16 protein-coding genes are annotated in these 16,933 nt (G+C 45.3%); 4 read left to right on the plus strand and 12 right to left on the minus strand.

Features of this window, described 5'->3' with window-relative positions; genetic code table 11:
• Positions 1-77 precede the first annotated feature (77 nt).
• On the plus strand, positions 78-215 hold the full coding sequence (locus tag LCM00_RS01540; protein WP_009793745.1) for a hypothetical protein: 138 nt from the start codon (positions 78-80) through the stop codon (positions 213-215).
• 495 nt (positions 216-710) lie between these two features.
• On the opposite strand, the gene LCM00_RS01545 is transcribed toward LCM00_RS01540, so the two are convergent.
• From LCM00_RS01545 to LCM00_RS01570, 6 genes are all read right to left on the minus strand, one after another.
• Positions 711-1,640 carry a ketopantoate reductase family protein gene (locus LCM00_RS01545; protein ID WP_224897210.1) on the minus strand — a complete coding sequence of 310 codons (930 nt, stop codon included), beginning with the start codon at positions 1,638-1,640 and terminating at the stop codon, positions 711-713.
• A 144-nt stretch (positions 1,641-1,784) separates the two neighbouring features.
• Positions 1,785-3,230 carry a carbon starvation CstA family protein gene (locus LCM00_RS01550; protein WP_224897212.1) on the minus strand — a complete coding sequence of 482 codons (1,446 nt, stop codon included), beginning with the start codon at positions 3,228-3,230 and terminating at the stop codon, positions 1,785-1,787.
• Positions 3,231-3,378: 148 nt separating this feature from the next.
• Positions 3,379-4,113: a LytR/AlgR family response regulator transcription factor gene (locus tag LCM00_RS01555; protein ID WP_224897214.1), complete on the minus strand. Its 735-nt coding sequence runs from the start codon at positions 4,111-4,113 to the stop codon at positions 3,379-3,381.
• A 1-nt stretch (position 4,114) separates the two neighbouring features.
• Positions 4,115-5,851: a sensor histidine kinase gene (locus tag LCM00_RS01560; protein WP_224897216.1), complete on the minus strand. Its 1,737-nt coding sequence runs from the start codon at positions 5,849-5,851 to the stop codon at positions 4,115-4,117.
• A 121-nt stretch (positions 5,852-5,972) separates the two neighbouring features.
• Complete coding sequence (locus LCM00_RS01565) at positions 5,973-6,209, minus strand: hypothetical protein (protein WP_224897218.1); 237 nt, start codon at positions 6,207-6,209, stop codon at positions 5,973-5,975.
• Entirely contained in the window at positions 6,181-6,618 is a 438-nt protein-coding gene (locus LCM00_RS01570) for an NUDIX hydrolase (RefSeq protein WP_224897220.1), read from the minus strand. The genes LCM00_RS01565 and LCM00_RS01570 overlap by 29 nt, the downstream gene beginning before the upstream one ends.
• A gap of 106 nt (positions 6,619-6,724) precedes the next feature.
• Here LCM00_RS01570 and LCM00_RS01575 point away from each other — a divergent pair, with 106 nt between their 5' ends.
• Positions 6,725-7,321: a biotin transporter BioY gene (locus LCM00_RS01575; RefSeq protein ID WP_224897222.1), complete on the plus strand. Its 597-nt coding sequence runs from the start codon at positions 6,725-6,727 to the stop codon at positions 7,319-7,321.
• A 123-nt stretch (positions 7,322-7,444) separates the two neighbouring features.
• A complete protein-coding gene (locus LCM00_RS01580) occupies positions 7,445-7,717 on the plus strand; it encodes a YqhV family protein (protein WP_224897223.1) in 273 nt (90 codons plus the stop codon).
• Positions 7,718-8,109: 392 nt separating this feature from the next.
• Here the strand turns inward: LCM00_RS01580 and LCM00_RS01585 are convergent, their stop codons facing one another.
• On the minus strand, positions 8,110-9,453 hold the full coding sequence (locus LCM00_RS01585) for a S8 family peptidase (RefSeq protein ID WP_224897225.1): 1,344 nt from the start codon (positions 9,451-9,453) through the stop codon (positions 8,110-8,112).
• Positions 9,454-9,621: 168 nt separating this feature from the next.
• Here LCM00_RS01585 and LCM00_RS01590 point away from each other — a divergent pair, with 168 nt between their 5' ends.
• A complete protein-coding gene (locus LCM00_RS01590) occupies positions 9,622-10,212 on the plus strand; it encodes a YkoP family protein (protein ID WP_224897227.1) in 591 nt (196 codons plus the stop codon).
• 86 nt (positions 10,213-10,298) lie between these two features.
• Here LCM00_RS01590 and LCM00_RS01595 read toward each other — a convergent pair whose 3' ends face one another.
• The 5 genes from LCM00_RS01595 to LCM00_RS01615 all read right to left on the minus strand — a co-directional run bounded on the left by LCM00_RS01595 (position 10,299) and on the right by LCM00_RS01615 (position 16,328).
• Positions 10,299-11,255, minus strand: a complete 957-nt coding sequence (locus LCM00_RS01595) for a cation diffusion facilitator family transporter (protein ID WP_224897229.1) — start codon at positions 11,253-11,255, stop codon at positions 10,299-10,301.
• 90 nt (positions 11,256-11,345) lie between these two features.
• Positions 11,346-12,449 carry a Ger(x)C family spore germination protein gene (locus LCM00_RS01600; protein ID WP_224897230.1) on the minus strand — a complete coding sequence of 368 codons (1,104 nt, stop codon included), beginning with the start codon at positions 12,447-12,449 and terminating at the stop codon, positions 11,346-11,348.
• On the minus strand, positions 12,446-13,540 hold the full coding sequence (locus LCM00_RS01605) for a GerAB/ArcD/ProY family transporter (protein WP_224897233.1): 1,095 nt from the start codon (positions 13,538-13,540) through the stop codon (positions 12,446-12,448). Before LCM00_RS01605 ends, LCM00_RS01600 begins: the two co-directional genes overlap by 4 nt.
• Positions 13,518-15,032, minus strand: a complete 1,515-nt coding sequence (locus LCM00_RS01610; RefSeq protein ID WP_224897235.1) for a spore germination protein — start codon at positions 15,030-15,032, stop codon at positions 13,518-13,520. The genes LCM00_RS01605 and LCM00_RS01610 overlap by 23 nt, the downstream gene beginning before the upstream one ends.
• 120 nt (positions 15,033-15,152) lie before the next feature.
• Positions 15,153-16,328 (minus strand): acyl-CoA dehydrogenase family protein, encoded by a 1,176-nt coding sequence (locus LCM00_RS01615; RefSeq protein ID WP_224897237.1) that lies wholly within the window; start codon positions 16,326-16,328, stop codon positions 15,153-15,155.
• Positions 16,329-16,933: the final 605 nt, after the last annotated feature.

The following is a 16,933-nucleotide window of genomic DNA, read 5'->3' on the forward strand; positions in this document are numbered from 1 at the left end:
GCTTTACTTCCATTCTCTGCTTATTTATACTAAATTGTATGAAATTAGACCTATTTCGATAGTAGGGGTGACTATTTATGCTGAAAGACAGCGAATATTTGCTTTTTATTAGGGAAATTGGCAGATTGATCACTGACTTTGAAAAATGCAAAGAGCCTGATATCCAGCAAAAAATCCTTCAGGATATTAAACTGCTGGGGTTTGCTCTTCAATAATATTAAGAGATTAATTCAGAGAGGGCCTCATTTGAGGACCGCTGGAGCCATCTGATTGTAGAAAGTAAATCAGAGGGTCTTAGTCAAAGCCATTGAGACCCTCTGACAAGAGATAAGCGAATCAGAGGGTCTTAGTCAGAGCCATTGAGACCCTCTGACAAGAGAAAAGTGAATCAGAGGGTCTTAGTTAGAGCCATTGAGACCCTCTGACAAGAGAAAAGTGAATTAGAGGGTCATAGTCAGAGCCATTGAGACCTCTGGCCACCAAAAAGCGAATCAGACGGTCTTAGTCAGGGCCGCTAAAGCCCTCTTTCTTATAGAAAACAGAAGAGTTTCCCCCACACCTCACCAATCCTGCCTATCTATGCGCCATTTGAATCATCGTCAGGAATTTCATATTGCTAATTTTCAATGTTAATAGGGCCACTTCCAAAGAAACGGATAGGCCGCTGCCTCTTGTGCGTCTATTTTACTTTTCTCCGGGCTATTTTGCGCTTAGCCCATCTCTTCTCTCCCTTTTTCATACACCTGCAGATTCATGAAAATGGTATTCAGGATGGGGGCCGGCAAACGCTTGCCTTCTGCAGCATCCAGCAGGTATTTAAAAAAGTGGGCTGACTCAGTCTGCAAGCCTTTTTCCATATCACGCTGCATGGAAGATTTCATCATGTATCCGACTGCATTGATTTTTTTGATGATAATTTCTTTGGCATCATCCGGAAGATTCGCTCCCATGCTTTTCATGGCAGGCAGGATTTCCAGAGCGAGCCCCTCTATGATGCTTCTCCCCTCTGCTGTATCCCTGATAGGACCGATTGGCGAACGTGTCAATGTTGTAAGCCCGGACATCATGCTGATAAATAGATACTTGGTCCACATTTCACTCACGATCTCACTGCTGTACCGGAAAGATGCCTTTGTTCCGGCAAGCGATTCCTGTATCCGTGAAATCCTCTCTGTCTCCCTCCCGTCAATTTCGCCAAAAACAACCTCCTGCATATCACTTTTCTGAACGATTTCGCCCTTTTCATTCAATGTAGATTCGATGAAGCAAAGACCTCCAAGGAGCCTCTCCTTTCCAAAAGCCCTTTCAAGTATGTCCATATGTGCAATGCCATTCAAAAGCGGAAGGATGCATGTACCTTCTCCAGCAAAAGGCTTGATATTTTCGATGGCTTCCTTAAGGTGATAGGCTTTCACAGAAAGCAGGATCAAATCAAAGTTCTCTTCTGAAGGAACTCCTGTTCTCAGAAGCTTTGGTTTCAGCTTTGCATCTCCATGTACACTGTTGATGACCAGGCCGTTATGCTGAAGCTGATCGTATTTCTTTTCCCTTACTAGAAAGGTAACGTCTTCTCCTTTTTCATGGAGCCTGCCTCCGAAATAGCCTCCTACTGCTCCTGCCCCTGCAATCAATATCCGCATAACATGACCATCCTTTCTCAAGATACGGCTGCAAAATAACCCCTGCATCATTCCGTTTATTTCCATTATTACTTCTCATTCTAGCACAGCATCTAAACAGAAGAGCCTGGAATTGCTCATCCAGGCCCTTATGCATCATTAATCTTAAGCTACTCTTCCTGTAATATCTTCTTCGAGTGCGATATTGTTCTTTCTTGCCTTTCCTGCTGCGTTGTAGAAAAGAACAGTGATAATAACCGTGGCAATCGCAGCCCCTAAATACGATATATTCATTGAAAGCCCAAACCCGATTTTGGCGTTAAGAATATAAGTAACGGTGGCCATTGTCATGAAAATGCCCGGGATCATTGCAATCCAATAATTTTTTCTGGCAATGAAAAGATACATGCTTGCTACCCAAAGGGCGATGACAGCAGTAGACTGGTTTGCCCAAGAAAAGTATCTCCACAGAATCTCAAAGTCTATCTTTGTCAGTGCAAAAGAAATGACAAACAGCGGCAGGGCGATAACCAGGCGGTTGCCCAGCTTCTGCTGCCCAAAGCGGATATAATCGGCAATGATCATCCGAGCGCTTCGGAAAGCTGTGTCACCTGATGTGATAGGAAGGACAATTACCCCCAGCACGGCCAGTGTTCCGCCGACAGCACCAAGAGTCAGTTTTGAAGCTTCACTAACAACGGCTGCAGGACCGCCGGCTGCAAGCAGTTCGTTTAAGCCTGCAGAGCCATTGAAAAGGCTCATAGCAGCTGCAGCCCAGATCATGGCAATAACACCTTCTGCAATCATCATGCCATAGAAAATCTTTCTGCCCTGATCCTCATTTTCTGTTGTCCTGGAAATGATTGGCGTCTGGGTCGCATGGAATCCGGATAAAGCCCCGCAGGAAATCGTCAGGAACAGGAGCGGGAAGATTGGTGCATTGTCAGGATGCATATTTGTCAGATTAATCTCAGGGATAGGTGCACCGCTGATGATGAGTGAAGCCCCTACTCCAAGAGCACTGATCAGCAGCAATGCTCCAAAAATGGGATAAAAGCGCCCAATGATTTTGTCAATCGGCAATAATGTCGCCAAAATATAGTAGATAAAAATGGCACCAAGAATAAGGCCCATGCTCATCCACCCGTTCATCAGATTGTGAAGCAGCCCTGCAGGGGAAGTGACAAATACAGTCCCCACGAGAAGCAGCAGCAGTATAGCGAATGCGTTTACAACATGCTTCATGAAGCTGCCGAGAAATTTTCCAGCCAGTTCAGGCAAGTGTGCGCCCCTGTTGCGGATTGAAATCATCCCTGTCAGATAATCATGGACAGCTCCGGCGAAAATACAGCCGAGCACAATCCAAAGAAAAGCAACCGGTCCATATAAAGCACCCATGATCGGTCCAAAGATCGGCCCTACACCTGCTATATTAAGCAGCTGGATAAGAGAGTTTTTCTTCGTGTTCATCGGCAGATAATCAACGCCGTCTTTGTGTGTATATGCCGGGGTCTGCCTCTCTTTTTTAACGCCGAATACCTTTTCAACAAATTTCCCGTAAGTGAAATAACCTACTATAAGTAAAATGATGCCTGCTATAAAAGAATACAATTGAAATGCCTCCTTTTGTAATCGCTTACAGAAAGTATAAGGCATAGAGAAGAAATATGGCGGAATTGCAGCCAACATGTCAATAAACTGTCTTAAGATGCATGATTCCAAAGCTGAAATGCATCTGCAAGATTTAAATCCTGCATCACTAAATTTCCAGTCTGCTCCTTAATCCTTTGGCATAATTCCGGCTGACAGATAATATTTCCTCAGACCCCTCCACTTTCAGCTGGTAGGCGCCGTTGAACCATGGAGTCAGCCTTGATACATATGGCAGATGGACGATTGTGCTTTTATGTATGCGGAAGAAAGGAAAATGCTGAAGTCTGCTTTCCAGCTCCTTTAAAGGAGTTTTGACAGAGTAGCTTCCGTTTTTCGCAACAATCCTGGAGACTTTATCTTCACGGGATATATAAAGGATGGATGATGGGTCTATATAAGAAATATTGCCATCCTCCTCCACTGCTAGTTTCCCAGGGTTCACGGCTGCGGCTGTGCTGCCGCCTTCTTCTGCAAAAAGCTTCCTTAGCCTTAATACTGTTTCTTTAAGCAGGGTTTCGTCAAAAGGCTTCAGCAGATAATCAACCGCTTCGTAGCGGAAAGCTTCTGCCGCAAACTGCGGGTAAGCTGTCGCAAAGATGATTTTCGGCACTTTTTTTAAATCATTCAGCGACCTGGCAGCTTCCATGCCATTCATTTTTGGCATTTCAATATCCAAAAATACAGCATCCGGCTGCAGCTGCAGGCACTGGATGACGGCCTGTTCACCTGATTCTGCTTCTCCCACTACCTGCAGGTCTTCATATTCTTTCAGCAGGTGAACCAGCTCCTGCCTGCTGTACGGCTCATCGTCTGCAATCAATATGCTGATTTTTCTTTCCATGCTATTCTTCTCCTTTGTCCGGCAGCGTAAAGGAGACTGTGGTCCCTTCATTCAGCCTGCTGTCAAAAATCAGTCCGGCTTTTTCCCCAAAAAGCATTGCCAGCCTTCTGTTTACATTATATATACCAAGTCCGGTCCCTGTCAGGGAAGGTACGTGGCCCCTTGCCAGCTCATGCAGGCGTTCTGTGCCGATTCCCGCTCCATTGTCAGAAACAGATACTTCTGTCCCTTCTTCTTTTACGGCAGCATAAATGATGATCCTGCAGTCAGCTTCCTTATCCTTGATGCCATGCTTGACTGCATTCTCTACAAGCGGCTGGAGTGTCAGCGGCGGGATTTGAGCAGAAAGTGCTTCCTCTTCTATCCGGAATTCTGTTTTAAGCCTGTCAGAAAATCTTGCTTCTTCTATTTCCAAGTAGGCTTGTACATGCTTTAATTCTTCCTTCAAAGTCGTTCGTTCCAAAGTTGTCCCCGTAAGATTCTGCCTCAGGAAATGGGATAGCGACAAGAGCAGCTTGCGGGCTTTCTTTGGATCAATCCGAATCAGGGAAACGATTACATTCAAAGTATTAAACAAAAAGTGCGGGCTGATTTGTGCCTGCAGAGCCTTGATTTCTGCCTCCTTCGCAAGCTGGAATGCTTTTTCGCCCCTTGCAGCATCGAGCTGATTGCTAAGGAGCATGCTCAGGCCGGATATCAATTCAATCACGACATTTGTGATTTCTTTTTCTGACTTAAAATAGAATTTCAAGGTGCCGATGGTCTGTCCCCTTTCCTTCAGCGGAGCAATGGCGGCAGCACCAAGCGGGCATGACGGACTGCTGCAGCTGATATCATTCCTGCCGGCAATGATCAAGGCTCCTTTGGCAAGCACCTTCCTGGTTATATCTGTTTGGATCAGATGTCCTGATTTGTGATGGTCATCAGCTGTGCCAATATGAGACAGGATGCGTTCATCATCTGTAATCGACACGGCGCTTGCATTGACTTCGTGGTAAAGGATCCGGCATACCTCTTCTGCCGCATCGATGGTCATCCCTTTTCGCAGATGCTTCAAAGTCTGGCGTGCCAGCCGCAGGGATTTCTGCGCCTGGATGGCTGCAGCTTTTTCCTCTTCATTCACTACGCTTTTAATGATCAGCAGGAAAATGGCACAGCCGACTCCATTGGCGAGAATCATGGGCAGACCGATGGTTTCGACCAAAGCAGAAGCTTTGCTGTAAGGCCTTGAGAGAAGAAGGATGATAAGCATCTGCACACTTTCGGCCATGGCTCCGATAAAAAACGCTGTCGATAGCTTCACATGCCTGTTTTTCTTATGCAGGATGCTTGCAATGATCCCAGCAAAGATTGAAGCCAAGCCGCAGGAAAAAGCCGTAAAGCCGCCCAATGTAAAACGGTGGATTCCTGCCACCAGTCCGGCGCCAATCCCTACCCTGTATCCGCCGAATAGTCCGGCAAGAACCACGCCGATCACCCTGGAGTTTGCAATGGCTTCATCTGAAGAAAGCTCTGAAGCCCAGCGGCTGAACTGCAGGGTATCCGTGTCAAAACTGACACCGGTATAGGTGCCGAATATACCGAAGAATCCAAAAAAAAGAACAGCGACCCACCGCTGTTTTGCCGTTAATGATTCCTGGTATATCATTTCGCGGAAAAAACGGAATCTGGTCAAAATGAAGGCAATGGTAACAATCAGGCCAAGCCTCTCGAGCATTGTCAGCAGCAGCTCGAACATATGGACACCTTCTTCCTTCCAGTAGATTGCCCCTATTTTACTATAATTTCTGAAGCTTTACTATTATCCAGGAAAAGAGACTGCAAAAAAGCACCTGCCGGCAAGGCAGGTGCTTCACTATTCAGGCTAATATTAAAAGCGCAACCATGACAACAGATGGGAGGCCGTAGTAGAGAGCATTTCTGAATAAAATCTCATTAGTATCCTGGTTCTCCCACCCTTTGTATTCTGGACGCCTGCGGGTATACCATTCGCCATATGTCTGCATGATTTTCACCCTTTCTTTTATCTGTTCTATACCCGTGCAGGCAGAAGAGTACACATTTAAACTATAAGTAACGGTTAAGATAACTTTCAAGTCCGGCTGGGAAAAGTATTTCCCTCTTTTCTATAAAAGATATAACCGGTATCCATTTTGCTTCCGAATTTCTCCCGTTTTCGTTGACTGGAATGGAATCTTCTTCGTATAGTGACTCATTCACAAGCTCTGCCTCATAAAGCTGTGTCAATTCATGTCTTGTAATCCCGTTGAGGGAGTAAATGTTTTCCACGCAGGCAATATAATTCACTATATTGATCTCTGCTCCTATCTCTTCCATGAACTCTCTTTTCAAAGCATCTATCGAGGTCTCCCCAAGTTCTATCGTTCCTCCGAGCGGGCGGTAAAAGACCCCCTCACCCTTTGAATGTTTACCGCTGAGCTTTTCGACCAGGATGCGGCCGTCCTTATAAATAATGCCCAATGTATTCGCTCTTGGCCTTTCCACTATCTTCAGCACCTCTTTTGTAAACCTGATTAAATTTTAGTTGACATATAGTCGTTTTCCATCTTATTCTTATTTTAGTATAAAACTTTGCTGGGAGGCATATTTCATGAAAAAGAAATTGACACCGCTCCATCTTTCTTTGGCCGGTATGTTTACCGCGCTAATGGCGATTGGAGCAAATATCACATCATTCGTCCCATTTATGGTGATCGGAGGGGTCCCTATCACCCTGCAGACATTCATCGCCATCCTGTCCGGCGCCATCCTTGGCAGCAGGCTGTCAGCCATCGCCATGACTGTATATGCCTTGGTTGGAATCGCAGGTGTCCCTGTGTTTGCAAAATTCGGATCCGGCTTTGCGACTGTCATCAGCCCGACCTTCGGCTTCATCCTTACATATATTCTTGCAGCTTATGCAACAGGGAAGATAATTGAAAAGAATTCCAGCAAAGCATCTTATATCACAGCTGCGCTGGTGGGACTGGCCATCAATTATATACTGGGGACAAACTATATGTATTTTGCTTATAAACTGTGGTTTGCAGCCCCGGAAGGCTTCACCTATGCAATGGCGTGGATCTGGATGCTGGTTCCGCTGCCAAAGGATATTATCCTTTCCGTACTGGCAGGCCTTCTTGCTTTAAGGCTGAATCGAAATGCGCTTTCTGGCAGCCGCTTGAACAAACTGAAACAATCAGCATGATAATGGCCAAAAAGATTCTGTCCGGATGGGCAGAATCTTTTGCTTCAGCAGGCATTGGAAATGTTTGTCCTTCCCGGCAGCTCGGCTGCATATACTATACCAAACTGCTTTTGGGAGGTACTTATGTTTCAGCTTTTGGAAAAGACCATAATCATGATGGCTTCACTGAGGATTTTTTCGGGAAGCCTTGAAATTTTGGCGGCATTTCTGATCATCAAATACAATGATGTTGAAAAAGCTCTCGTATTGAACAGTTCCCTCGCCCTCGTTGGCCCGCTCATCTTAATAGCAACAACCACCATAGGGCTCATTGGCCTTGCCGACAAGGTATCGTTCACAAAGATGCTTTGGGTATTCGCCGGTGTCGGCTGCATTTTGTATGGTGTAAAGAGCTGAGTGCTGGCTCCTTGACTAAGCTTATTTATGAATTGGACCTTATTTGCTAGCTTAATTAAATTTTTTTCACTTCCCCTATTTATAGCTTTCAGTTGGAATGTGGCTATTGATTTCCGTTCCAGGCACTTCACTTTCAGTAGAACGGCACTGAGCCTTCACGCTTGCGCATTGCGGGGGGTCTCAGCTCTGCCGCTGCTTTCCCACTAGAGTCTGCGCTACTTCCATTCCAATCAACAGATGTTTAATCATTCTTTGGGATTTTTTCTGAGAATATCAAGGGTTTATAAGGACACTAGCATTTTTTTATTATGAAAAAGCATCACACTGGGAGAAAATATTCTCCACAAAGAAAAGGACCTGCCCACTTTTACAGCGGCTGGCCCTTTTTTCTATTATTCAGCTGCTGCTGCAAGTGCAGCATTGATATCAATCAGGCCATTCCCGAAGTAGGCATCTCTGCCTTTTTCCCCAATATCCCTCGCTGTACCTTTAATTATATTCATGACCTGCCTGTTTGACAGATCTGGATTGACTGAAAGAATGAGCCCTGCAAGTCCTGCTACATGCGGGCTTGCCATGGATGTGCCTGATAGGGCTGCATACTGATTTTTAAAATAGGTGCTTGGAATATACACACCTGGTGCTGTTACATCAATATAATAACCATAATTAGAGAAATCAGCTTTATCTCCAGTATAGCTCACAGCCGACACACTGAGCACTTCCGGAAAGGCAGCCGGAAATGAAGGCTGTTCAGAGTTGTCATTCCCTGCGGCTGAAATGAGGACCGCTCCCTTGTCATAAGCATACCGGATTGCTTCCTCGAGGAATGCAGACGGCTGGTAATTGCCTAGGCTCAGGTTAATGACATCCGCTCCATGATCCGCTGCCCAGATAATCCCCTTGGCGATATCGAATGTATAACCGTAGCCCTTGCTGCCCATTGCCTTTACCGGCATAATTCTATTGTTCCAGGTAATTCCTGCAATTCCTTCGCCATTGTTCGTTTCAGAGGCTATGATGCCTGCAACGTGGGTGCCATGGCCATTGTCGTCGTCAAAATTGCTGCTGTTCTCCATGACATTATAGCCTTTCATCAGACGTCTCCTGAGATCGGGATGATCCATATCCACCCCTGTATCGACAACGGCAATGATGATATCTTCGTCTCCCTTTGAGATATCCCAGGCTTTTTCAATATCGATGGCAGGCAGGTTCCATTGATAGTTTTCTCTATAAAGCAGGTCATTCGGCAGCTGAGTTTCATTTTGCATCAAAATGAAGTTAGGCTCTGCATATACGACATCAGGCCGCTGCCTGAAAAACTGCAGAAGATCCGCAGTTGTCATACTGTCAGACTGAAAAACAAAGATGGAATCCATATGCCGGAAAAATTCTGCATCTAGTCCGGCCGCAAGACTGTCAAGCTCATCATCGTCAGGAGGACCGGAAAATTTCACTGTAGCTTCATGCTCTTTATAGTGGCTCTTATCCTTTGGGTTATGATGGATGATCTTCACATCTTCATCCCCGTTGAGGAGTGATTTAATTTTTTCACCCTGTTCTATTGCATTAATATTCAGCAGGCGGCTTGAGCTTTGCTGAAAAGGTTGTGTATGCCCGGAAAGGCCCCCTTCATCAGTCCTATCCTGGTTGTTCCCCGGCAGCCGGAATAACATCATAACAGCCGCAAACAGCGCTGCAGCACTGATGAGGGCTGCGATCATTCTTTTCATAAAAGTGCACCTCTGATTGTCAGTTTCCTTTTAGCGTGCTCATGAATGCAGATAATCATGATGGTAAACATTCACATGGGGGCATGGCCTGATGTTTAAATACAGGGAGTATACAATAGCTTCTTTTATAAAAAGCTAACAATAAAATTAACGGCAAAGGAGACTGGAATGATCATTCGTATCTGGCTGATTTACTTATGGGATTTCCTTGATCCTGTTTATTATTGCTGCACAAGATTGTTTCATTTGAAGCTGGAGGAAAAGTACAGCGTATTCCGTGTCAGAAAGACGAAATATAGAGGGCCTGATATCATCCTATCAGACGGTTCGTCCCTTAAAAAGAATGATATCGTCATTAAAATCCATCTTCATAATTCAAGGCTTCTCAAGCAGCTAGTCCATATAAAAAGCCCGGTATCGAGAGGCAGAGCTTTAATCAGGATTGTAGGGGAATCCATGCCCTGTCTGGCCCTCCATCTCGAACATCATCCTGACAGCGACTCCATCAAGGGGATCATCGGCATTACCATGATAAGCAAAGGCTACCAGATTCTTGGCTTTGAAAGACATCCTCTGGCACATAGGGGTTACATTCTCCTTAAACAGCTGATGCAGGCACCGATTTATTTTCTGTCCCAGCCCAAAGCTAAATGGAAGGATTTAAAGGAGGCTGCTCCTGCGTATCTTGTCATGACAAAGGAACAGCTTACAGCCAAGTATCTCCAATCCCTTTCTACAGCAATAAAAGCCGGATCGTAGATTTTTAACCATTTACTGTACAGGCATTTACAGCCTGCTGCTGCATAGAAAAGGCACACTTCTTTTGGAAGTGTGCCTCATTATGTCTATTCCCTTTTCCAGGTAGTGATATTATCGGTTTCAAGGATTCCCATCCTGACGTCGCCGACATCTGGATCTTTGAAAAGCTTATCCCGGACCCTGTAAATAATATCATCGGCAATAGCCAGGGAAAGGCCGGCTTTCAGCTCAATATAGCTTTCAATATGATACTTCCTTCCTTCCTGGAGGATGCGCATATCTTTAATATCGACTACGTCCGGATCTGATAGGATGGTGTCTGCCACCCGGTCTTCAATTTCCTTCGGTGCTGCAACACCAATCAGTCCAAGCGTGTTTTCATAGCCGATTTTGATGGCAATTCCCACCAGCAGGAATCCAATCAGGATCGTACCTACCCCATCCAGGAAATAGAAGCCTGTCAGATGGGCAAGGATGATCGAAATAAGTGCCAGCAGAGCTCCGAATGTCGCGATGATATCTTCATAAAAGACAAGCCTTGTGGGCGGTGCAGCAAGGCGGACATTCTTAAAGGATGTCGTAAATACGCTAAACCCCTTCGCCCCGCTTTTTGTTTCATGGGCAATCTCTTTCATTGCCTTCACCAGGACTCCCCCATCCGTCAGGACGGCAAGAATCATAATGATGATATTCAGCCATAAATCAGATGATGCTTTGGGATGGACAATTAGATCCCACCCTTTATGGATGGTTTCGTAAGCCATAATTGAAATCACAATGACTGCGACCAGTACGAATAAATTGACTACACGGCCAAAGCCGCTCGGAAATCTTTTTGTTGCTTCTTTCTCGGATATGGCGCTTCCGAAGAAAACGAATCCCTGGTTCAATGCATCAGCAACCGAATGAAGGGTCGTAGCAAACATGGCACCGCTGCCGCTTATCGCTGCTGCCACTCCTTTGGCAATGGCTAAAGCCGTATTCCCTACAGCGGCAATCCCTGAAGACTTATTCCCTCTTTTTAAAAATGCAAGCAGTGACATCACCCTCTATCTTTATAATCTTTGTATTTATATTTATTTACCATGATAAAGCGAAAGGCAAACCTCAAAAATAATAAAGGCTGGCAAGTATCAATTGATGATGCCATTTCCGGAGATATGGATGCGCACTTCCGGTTTCACATCCACCTTTGCATAATACTCACTTCCCTTTATGTTTTCCCATATATCGGGGCGAAAAGCGATCAATTCTCTTCCAAGGCCCAGTACATCCGCTTTTTCTTCTTTAAGAATACTGAAAATTTCCTTTGCATCATCAGACATTTTTTGCGAGATTTTTCTGGAAAGCTCCTCGGAAATCTTTTTTTCGTGCAGATGATCAAGGGGATATTCTTCAATATCAATGTCGATCGACAGGCCGGCCTTGAATACCGCCCTTCCGTAGCTATAGGTGTAATTAAGCTCCCTTTTAACTTTGTTTACAGCAAAAGTGACCGTTTCTCCTTTTGACAGATTATAAACGAACCTGCATTCCTTGTTCATCCTGTCCATGAACAGCAGCAAAAGGCTGCTTTGCTCAGGGGTGATGACCTTTCCGGTAAAAATTCTTTCATGAAACAATGCACTCCCGCTTACTTCAATTTTTTTATTGGTCTCATTATTTTTTATATAAGGAACCATAAAGTCCTTTCCCTCGTCGAATAGGATGGTGCAGATATTCTGCACTGTCAGCTCCTGGATTTCAGTGCTTTCTTCACTGTTAAGAAGCAATTCATACAAGAATTCACCGAGCAAGGGTTGATTTTTATGATTCTCAGCAAGCAGAGAACCTGCACTCCCTTCAGCCACTGCCACTTTGGCAACAATGGGTGTCCTCGGAATGCGGTAGACGATATCAAGGACATCATAGATATCCCTTTTGGCCAGCTCTTCCCCAAGAATCAGCACCTTGCTTTTGGAAGGGTCGAATTCCCCTGCGAGTGAGCGGTTGATTGCAAGCCTGGTGTCCTGTATATTCAGCCCCTCTCCCTTTGCAATTTCATTGGTTGCCTCCTGCTGGGGATTAGGAACCTTCGTTGTATTGCGGATGATCGAAGTACTTTCATATTTGCCGCCCTTTGTCAGATCGAAGGCGGAAATATAAACAAGGCGGGAATTTTTCAAGAGCCTTTCATCCCAGCAGCCGCCAAGGATGAGCACGATAATAAGCAGCCATGCAAGCTTAAAGGTTCTCACACGCCGGCATCCCCTTTCTTTAAAAGTGCCGCTGCGATATACATTGTTAAAGGAAGGCCGGTACTGAAAATAAGGCCGGCCAGGGACACCGCCCTGCCAATGCTGTTTATCTCCATTTGTCCCTGCGGTATAAAGGTAAGGATGAATATAAAGCCAGTGGATACAAGGATGGCCTTTTTGTGCTTGATTTTCAGCAGCTTGGAAAGGCCCATTCCTGCAAGGTAGGTATAACTTATGATCGTTGTAGCCGCTGCCGTCATCCAGACGGTTATGAAGACAAGATCAAGCCTTTCTATGATCTTAAAGGTAATTGCTTTTAGCATGTACAGGACTGGCTCCGGGATGAGGACGATCTCCTTCGGGCTGAACATGATAATGCTTGCAATAAATAGATATAAATAAAAAACACTGATAACTGCCTGGGCCCATAATGCGCCCTTTACTGCCCCTTTTTTTTCCGGCTCACGGACAAAAGCCAGAAAAAAAAGTGCCGTTTCTGCGCCGAGAAAACCATAAATGGCTTCTTTAGCACCCTTTAAGATTGGGATAGCCCCATGGGAAGCAACAGGAAATATATAACGGTAATCAACTTCAGGTTCCTTAAAAATGAATAGAGAAAGGATGAAAAGAAAGAAAATGAATATAGATGTGAATGAAAACAGAGAGACAATGCTGCTAAAAGACCCGCTGCAAGCAGAAACGGCTATGATCATCAGCAGCATAATAAGGAGCCAGCGCGGTGTATCAAGGAGGACCCACCGGCCGATGATATCGGCAAAGTTCAAGTAAACCAGCAGAGCCGTAGATATAAAATAGCTTATATACCCAATGTTTATTAGAGCCCCGCCCCATTTTCCAAACAACTTCCCTGAAAAATCATACAGAGTCTGATGGGGAAAGCACCGGCAAAGCAGCCAATAGAAAAATAGCAAAGTGAAAATAGCGGTGCTTGCCAGCAATAAAGATATCCATCCGTCATTTTTTGCCGCCGTATAAAGTGAATATGGCATGGACAGGATTCCTGCCCCTATTTGTGTCTGCAGCAGGAGGAAAAATAAATCCTGCTGGTCAATACGTGTCTTCACTCTCATTTCTCTTCCACCCCCTCGAGCTGCCCTGTTTTGTTAAAGAAGCTGCCATTGAATCCTTAGGCCTTTTTTTCATAAGCCATACAGGAACCCTTATAAATGTGTCCTTCAGCTCCTTCAGCCTGAGAGGTGCAAAAGGGCTGAAATACGGTACACCGAATGATTTGAGCTGGGCTAAATGGATCACAAGCAAAAGCATGCCGAATACGATGCCAATGAAGCCGAATATGCTTGCCAGAAGCATAAGCGGAAACCCGACAAACCTCAGGGTATTGCTCATTTCAATAGATGGAATAACAAACGATGCGATTGCGGTCAAAGCTACTACTATAATCATGACATTGGAAACGAGCCCTGCTTCCACCACTGCTGTACCGATAACAAGTCCGCCGACTATGCCAATGGTCTGTGCAATCGGCTGGGGCAGCCGTACTGCCGCTTCCCTCAGGAGTTCAAGGGCCAGCTGCATAAACATTGCTTCTATGACTGGAGGGACCGGCACAAAATTCAATGAAGCCTGAAGCGTATAAACAAGATCAACAGGGACGATTTCATGGTGATAGGAAATGACCGCCACATAAAAAGCAGGCAGAATCAGCGATAAGATAAAAGAAATAAGCCGCAAAAACCTGAAAAAAGAGCCCAGGTACCATCTGTTGTTATAATCTTCCGGGGACTGAAAGAACGCAAAAAATGTAACTGGCATGATCATCACAGAAGGGCTGCCATCCGTAATGAGTACGGCCCTTCCTTCCATCAAATGTGCTGCTGCCCTGTCCGGCCTTTCTGTGTTCAAAATCTGTGGAAACGGAGAAAAAGGATGGTCCTCGATGCAATCCTGAATAAATCCGGGGTTTTGAATGCTGTCCATAGATATGCTGTCGAGCCTTCTTATAATCTCGGTTATCAGGTTTTCAGAGGTAAGGTTTCCTATGTAAATAAGTGCAGAAGCAGTATTGGTGGTTTTGCCAAACGTCATATATTTTACTTTTAAATTGGGATTCTCTATGCGCTTTCTGATCAAAAGGAGGTTCTTGCCGATGTTCTCAATGAAACCTTCGTGAGAGCCCTGGATAATATGCTCATTGGCCGGGTCAGATATCTCTCTGGAAAGGCTGGAAGCTGCAGAAAGAAGCACACCCTCATATGAATCATGCTCCATGGCAAAGCAATAACCGGTAAGGATCCCCTTTAATGCATCAGTCAGGTTTGAAGTGCGCAGAACATCCTGTGTTTGCGCCTGTTTCTCTATAAGATTTCCTGCTGATAGTGAAAGCGGCTTGATGATCCTTTCCTCAAGCTTTGAATCATCCACCATGCTGGATAAAAAAAAGAGATAAAAAGTTCTCCCCTCTGCTTCAATGATTCTTTCCTTGAAGTCATCAGAGCCTTCCATCCTCTTCCGGATCTGATCAGCGGATACCAGCTCTTCAGTCATCTCTTCAGGCTGCCATTGATACCTTTTTTTAGTTGAGTTTTTCTTTTTAAAAGCCACTGCACACACCCCGGTTAGACTCTTTCTAAAATATTGGATGTTTATATTATGCAGATTTGCCGGCAAATTACTCGTGGACTATTCCCATAAAAAAAAGAATGGGCTTCCCCATTCTTTGTTTCAATCAAGCCTTGATAAAGCGTTCCGGGCAAGCAGCGAAATGGTCATATCATCCATAGGAGGATTATGAAGCCCAGCCCTGATATCCAGATAATATTGCTGCAAGGGATTCTGTTCAGACAGGCTTCTTGCGCCAACGACCCGTATTGCAAGGTCAGCAACTGCTAATGCTGCATTGGTTACAGCCAGCTTTACAGCACCAAGAAGAGGCTGCATGGACTCTCTTTCATTTGCATCGGCCCTGTCCCATCTGTCTGCCGCGGCATAGAGAAACTCTCTTGCCCGCATCAGTTCAAGCTCCATCTCACCTATTTTCTGCTGGACAGAAGGAATATCGCTTATGGTCCCTTCAATGCTGTTTGGAGAATAATTTTTAGCAAAGCCGGCTGCATAATCCTGGGCTGCCTGAGCAATGCCAAGATACACCGCCGGAATATGGAGAAGCCAGCCATTCGCCTTTTTATCATTTCCCAATGTTTCTGCAAGAAATGATTTTTCAATGGAAACCTCATCAAGCACAAGATCATGGCTGCCGGTCCCTCTCATGCTGACACTGTCCCATGTCTCCTCGATCGACAAACCTTCTGTCTTTCTGGGAACAAGGAAATTCCCTGTTTTGTCTTCACTTGGAATAAAGGCGCTGACAATGAAATAATCCAGTGCGGGAGCCATCGTTGTAAAGGTCTTTCTTCCGCTGATTACCCATTTCCCATTCTTGAGCACTGCTTCAGTCTGCGGCCGGCCGCCCCGTGCCGGGCTGCCCGTCTGCCTTTCCGTTGCAGCACTGTTTATCAGCTTCCCTTCCAGGATTTCACGGCAAAGAAAGGAAAAAAGGTTATCATCCCACTTCCTTTTCTCTCCCAGATTTTTCGTAATCCCCATATGCCACCCGATTGCAAGTGCAGTAGAACCATCTCCTTCTGCGAGCTTTTCCTGCAGCCTGATCATTTCGAGCAATGAGATATCCTTTCCACCCTGGTCTGCCGGAACGGTAAGGGATGTGTAGCCGGATGCTTTTAGGTCTAAAATATTTTTATGGGGGAAGCTCCCTCTATTTTCCTGTGATCGGCTCCGCTCGTTGAAGATGGCGGAAAGCTTTTTCATCAGTTCATATCTGTCTGCTTCACCCGCGGCTTTGATAAAGTCGCTCACATTATTCCTCCTTAACTTTTCCATTCAATTCACGTTACTACTATTATTAATCAGATGGGGTTAGTGTGCAATTAATGTGTATTAAAATTTGGGGCAAGATGTGCTGGGATCACTTGCGGAGGAGCTGGGGCCACTATCGTGAAGAAAAACGAAAATAGTGGTTCCAGCCGGAGGAGCTGGGACCACTATCGTGAAGGAAAATGAAAATAGTGGCTCCAGCCGGAGGAGCGGGACCACTATCGTGAAGAAAAATGAAAATAGTGGCTCCAGCCCGAGGAGCTGGGACCACTATCGTGAAGGAAAATGAAAATAGTGGCTCCAGCCGGAGGAACTGGGACCACTATCTTGAAGAAAAACGAAAATAGTGGCTCCAGCCCGAAGAGCTGGGACCACTATCCTGAAGGAAAATGAAAATAGTGGCTCCAGCCGGAGGAGCTGGGACCACTATCCTGAGGAAAAATGAAAATAGTGGCTCCAGCCGGAAGAGCTGGGACCACTATCCTGAAGAAAAATGAAAATAGTGGCTCCAGCCGGAGGAGCTGGGACCACTATCCTGAAGAAAAATGAAAATAGTGGCTCCAGCCCGAAGAGTTGGGAACACTATCCCGAAGAAAAATGAAAATAGTGGC

Origin of the sequence: Bacillus infantis (assembly GCF_020171945.1) — a bacterium.
GTDB lineage: Bacteria > Bacillota > Bacilli > Bacillales > Cytobacillaceae > Bacillus_AB > Bacillus_AB infantis_A.

What these genes read in the sequence shown, in the direction of transcription:
- LCM00_RS01540 (WP_009793745.1), top strand. Translation starts at nt 78, where the DNA reads ATGCTGAAAGACAGCGAATATTTGCTTTTTATTAGGGAAATTGGCAGA.
- LCM00_RS01545 (WP_224897210.1), bottom strand. Translation starts at nt 1,640, where the DNA reads ATGCGGATATTGATTGCAGGGGCAGGAGCAGTAGGAGGCTATTTCGGA.
- LCM00_RS01555 (WP_224897214.1), bottom strand. Translation starts at nt 4,113, where the DNA reads ATGGAAAGAAAAATCAGCATATTGATTGCAGACGATGAGCCGTACAGC.
- LCM00_RS01560 (WP_224897216.1), bottom strand. Translation starts at nt 5,851, where the DNA reads ATGTTCGAGCTGCTGCTGACAATGCTCGAGAGGCTTGGCCTGATTGTT.
- LCM00_RS01575 (WP_224897222.1), top strand. Translation starts at nt 6,725, where the DNA reads ATGAAAAAGAAATTGACACCGCTCCATCTTTCTTTGGCCGGTATGTTT.
- LCM00_RS01580 (WP_224897223.1), top strand. Translation starts at nt 7,445, where the DNA reads ATGTTTCAGCTTTTGGAAAAGACCATAATCATGATGGCTTCACTGAGG.
- LCM00_RS01585 (WP_224897225.1), bottom strand. Translation starts at nt 9,453, where the DNA reads ATGAAAAGAATGATCGCAGCCCTCATCAGTGCTGCAGCGCTGTTTGCG.
- LCM00_RS01590 (WP_224897227.1), top strand. Translation starts at nt 9,622, where the DNA reads ATGATCATTCGTATCTGGCTGATTTACTTATGGGATTTCCTTGATCCT.
- LCM00_RS01595 (WP_224897229.1), bottom strand. Translation starts at nt 11,255, where the DNA reads ATGTCACTGCTTGCATTTTTAAAAAGAGGGAATAAGTCTTCAGGGATT.
- LCM00_RS01605 (WP_224897233.1), bottom strand. Translation starts at nt 13,540, where the DNA reads ATGAGAGTGAAGACACGTATTGACCAGCAGGATTTATTTTTCCTCCTG.
- LCM00_RS01615 (WP_224897237.1), bottom strand. Translation starts at nt 16,328, where the DNA reads ATGGAAAAGTTAAGGAGGAATAATGTGAGCGACTTTATCAAAGCCGCG.